Origin of the sequence: Kamptonema animale CS-326, from assembly GCF_028330895.1 — a bacterium.
Lineage (GTDB): Bacteria > Cyanobacteriota > Cyanobacteriia > Cyanobacteriales > Microcoleaceae > Kamptonema > Kamptonema formosum.
Genome location: NZ_JAQMUA010000225.1, coordinates 1 through 4132 on the forward strand (window position 1 = coordinate 1; position 4132 = coordinate 4132).

Sequence of the window (4132 nt, forward strand, 5' to 3'; positions counted from 1 at the left end):
ATATAGGGCTTGCTGAATAAGTTAGGAAAAATCGCGTAGGCGAAGCCAGCCTCCGGCATCGCACTTGATGGGCAATTCAAGCTCGGCGAAACATAACTTTTTGTTGACTATAGCTTCCCCAGTTATAGCTTTTAATAATCATTGAACCGTAAATAGGTGTGATTTTCGGTTGGTGATATAAAAACACACAAAAAACCCGTCTTAACCAGGTAGAAAGGTTCATTACTAAAAAAGTAATAGCAATAACTGTTTGGGAAGTATTATCAAGTTTTGCCATCACTCGATTCAGGCTAAATCTTCTTTTTCCTTGTCCAAATTTGCCCTCAATCGCATTTCTAATTCTTTCATCATAAACAGCTTGTTTCTTTGTTTCTTTGCTCACATTTGCTGGTGGCCTTCCTAACGGGGGGCCACTCATTCTAATTCCTCTTTCTTTACACCAAGCTCGGTTTTCACGATTTCGATAAATGCGATCTGCATGGACTGATTCTGGGTAGTATCCTGTGTAATTTTTAAATGCTTCTACTTGGGCTTTTAAGTCTCCTGATTCGTTAAAGTTATCCCAACTTATTCGGTCTAAAAATACATATCCTTCAATGCAGCTCGCTGATAGTTTTGCTCCAAACTCCACAGGTTTCCCTGCTTTTCCTCTGACAATGGGACGGATGTATTGCTTGGATTTTTTTGTTTCGTAATGGTCGTCGTTGTTTGGCTACTGCTAAGTAGTCTTTTCTCGCCTTATTCCGGTAAGTTCTGGGTTTTTTATTGATTTTTACTTTGAGGGACTTATAGAGAATGTCGATGATTTTTTCGGTATGAACTCTGGTCTTGTTTAATAGTCCTACGTCGGTGGGATAGCTAATGTCTGCTGGGGCACAAGTCGCATCTATGATTAATTTTCCTTGATTGGTTGATTCATTTTTTGCGTCCGAATCCTTTTTTTTTCGGGTGGTTTTGGGGTGGTTTCGCGCATTTTTTCCACCATTCGTTCGTTCACTTTCTTGATTAGATTCGCACTGATACGTTGCCGAAAGTGGACTAATAGTGATGGGTCAAATGGGGGTTCATTACTGTAGATTGATTGACCGATAAAGTATTGTAGGTATGGGTTTTCTCGGATTTGTTCTACTGTTTCTATGTCGCTGATTCCGAGTTTTTCTTTGATAATTAATGCCCCTAATGCCATCCTAAATGATTTGGCGGGGGCTCCCATTTCGGTCGGGAAATTTTCAGCATATTCTGATTCCAATTCTGACCAAGGGATTAGTTGGGCCATTTTCACCCAACGGTTATCTTGTGATAACCTTCCTTCAAAGGGGAGTTCAAAGTCGGATGGGGGGCTTGGGGCAAGCTCAGCTTTTCTATACACGCTCGCAGGTGGTGATGCACGGGTTTTGAGTCATTATACCTGTTTTTCTTGCACCCTTAGTACTTTTTTGGTCGGAAAATCCATACACTGTTTACTTTTCTCACTGATTCACCAAGCCCTAATTATGGGAGCAATTTCAGCCAGAATTAATTGTCCGACGTTAACGCAATGTTCTTGCGCGAGTCGAATTAAGTAACCCGCTAAGCTTTCTACATAAGGGGTACCCACACCGATCGGTTCTAAATGATAAAAACGGCTTCTAGGAGGAATCGCAGGTTTTTGCACATTCCAAGACTGATAAAGAGTAAGTTGGGATTGTACCATGTTACTTAACTCCCACAAGGGTGTCGTCTGGGCTTGGGTTGTCCTACTTGTTTGCGTCTTTTTCTGATTAAATTATTAGCAGAATGAAACTCTGGAAATAACTGTGACTCCAAGTTACTTTCCACAGGTGTTACTGACAAACCCAGTTCTGCACGCAGTTGTTCGACTTCTGCTTCAAGAAGAGCATGATTGTACTCGCCTTCCTTAATCTTCTTGAGAATATTCCGGCATTGAGCAACTCCTAAAGCTCGTCGTTCTAAATGTTTTTTCCCAATAGTAACAGCACCTTCTGCTATCGCATCTGCCAGTGCATTTCTCAACCAATTCTTGAGAATACCCACACATCCTAGACTCCGTTCATAGCAATAATCCCAATTTGATAATAAATCTGGCGCTTCTGGCAATGGCAGATGTAATTGGAACCCCCAAACTACGCTTTGGAATATTTCTCTATCTTCTTTGACATCAGCACGATATCGAGGAAAATGTACGTAAACACTACGTCTGCTTAATTGGTCGCCGACATCGTGGAGAGTGAGTAATTCGTAAGTCCTAACTAACCCGTGAATTACCTCAGTACGGTTAGCCAAGGACTTAATTGCTTCTGGTAAATCTGTTAGTTTTCGCCCACTGGCAACCATCAGTAGATGATGGGCTTCATCAATAAAAAATATCTTGGGCTTTCGGTGTTTTAAAGCTTGTTCTAATGCCCAGCCTAAGTCAGTTTCAATGACTTTAGATTCGATGACAACTTGGCCGTTATTATTCCGATAGATTCCTCTTGTACCATAGTCTATTTTCTGGTCAATCAAGGGTTCATTGAGAGCAAATAAACAGCGTTTAATATGGTCTTTGGAGTTAAACAGCCCAGATTTTTGGACTACGGCTTCAACACTAGCAACTGGTAAGCGACCTGGGTCAGCTTCTAGTTCCGGTAACGTTGACTCAATCAACCATTTTTCAATTATCAGTCGCAGGGTTGTTTTTCCAACTCCAGTCGGCCCGTAAATAAAAATCACCCGCGATTCTCCCGACTCGTTAACTAGCAATTTAAGTAAATTAACAGCTTCGTCTAAGCGGGGATGTGCCATCGTATAGTTGTCAAAGTAAGCCAATCTCTCGGCTTGAGATTGTGTTAGTAGAGATGCTGGAAATTGTTGGGGATAAGACATGATTAATAAGAGTCAAAAAGTTGGAGTTCGTTAGGATTAATCGAGAGATTGGCAGCGCTTGCTTGGAAGGGTAAATAACTGTTTTGATTGGCAGGGCAGATAGTTTCGGATTCTGGCGATTGGCTCTCAATTTGAGTGGTCACAGTTCCCCCCTCAATGACTCGGAAAACTTCCGTCATCTGAGCATCCATCAGCCGTTGTGAGAGTAGAAATTCTTCTGCCTCTGCACTGGCTAAAAAATCCGCTAACTTTTTGGCTCTAACTAAGAATTGCTTTTGATGATTTTGCTGCCGTTTTTGTAACTCGGCGGTGGCTAACCAAATCTCTTTTTCTGAACGCCCTTTCAGGATAGAATAATATTCGCTAATACATTTAACCCATTGACCTCGGACATAGGCATAGGCAGTACCAGCATCAAATGGGTCGTATCTGATATTGACATAGGTGTGATGAATTTCTGGATCTTTAAAGGTATTAGACCAGTAGCGAATACCTCGGATTTGTACCCCTTGGCTGGGATGAACTTTGACTTGCCCTTTGGGTGTACTTGGTAAGGTTAATAGTTTCCAGTTTTCGTCATTACAAATTTGTCGATGGGAACGATTGCCGTATTCTGCTAACCCCGTTGTAAAAGCTGACTGAGGGGAAACTCCCAAAGCTGGATGTGGGGTGGTATCGTACTCTGAGTAAGCCCATTGGCATAAATACTGGTACAAACTACCTAAAGTCCACACTGCCAAATTTTGGGGATTGAATGATTTGGTGACTAACCTAACGTTTTTTGTGATTTGGGTATTCCCTGTCAGATTGTAGAGAAACTGGGTGTTGGCAGTGCCAAATAATCGTTCGCAAACTCCACTAAATCGCGATGCTGCTGGCGGTCGATGTTTGAGTGTGCATTCAAACCAAGCTAATAGGCTTTCAAAGTAGATACTGTGAAACTCTTTGCCGTTGTCAGTGATGATAATTTGCGGTAGGCGAGAATGCCGCATTACGCAAATTCGCAGTATCATCATACAACTGCGGTAAGAAGGCGGGTCAAAAGTAATATAAACGGCTAGAATTCTCCGGCTGTAGGCATCGACGAGAAAGGTAGCCCAAGGTCTACCCAGTACCAGTCCGGTTTTTGAACACCGAACTTCTATATCTAGGGCTTGGTGAATCAGTGAGAAAAGTAAACAGTGTATGGATTTTCCGACCAAAAAAGTACTAAGGGTGCAAGAAAAACAGGTATAATGACTCAAAACCCGTGCATCACCACCTGCGA

At 42.1% G+C, this 4132-nt stretch carries 3 protein-coding genes and 1 pseudogene; all 4 read right to left on the minus strand.

The window, feature by feature from the left end:
• Positions 1 to 76 precede the first annotated feature (76 nt).
• Positions 77 to 1369 (minus strand): annotated as a pseudogene (locus tag PN499_RS12925) (transposase).
• Between the two features lie 108 nt (positions 1370 to 1477).
• Positions 1478 to 1693, minus strand: coding sequence for a TniQ family protein (locus PN499_RS12930; protein WP_272032347.1), 216 nt, complete (start codon positions 1691 to 1693; stop codon positions 1478 to 1480).
• A 5-nt stretch (positions 1694 to 1698) separates the two neighbouring features.
• On the minus strand, positions 1699 to 2865 hold the full coding sequence (locus PN499_RS12935; protein ID WP_272032348.1) for an AAA family ATPase: 1167 nt from the start codon (positions 2863 to 2865) through the stop codon (positions 1699 to 1701).
• Between the two features lie 2 nt (positions 2866 to 2867).
• Positions 2868 to 4132, minus strand: a 1265-nt coding sequence (locus PN499_RS12940) for a DDE-type integrase/transposase/recombinase (RefSeq protein WP_272032349.1), incomplete at its 5' end; no start/stop codon positions are given.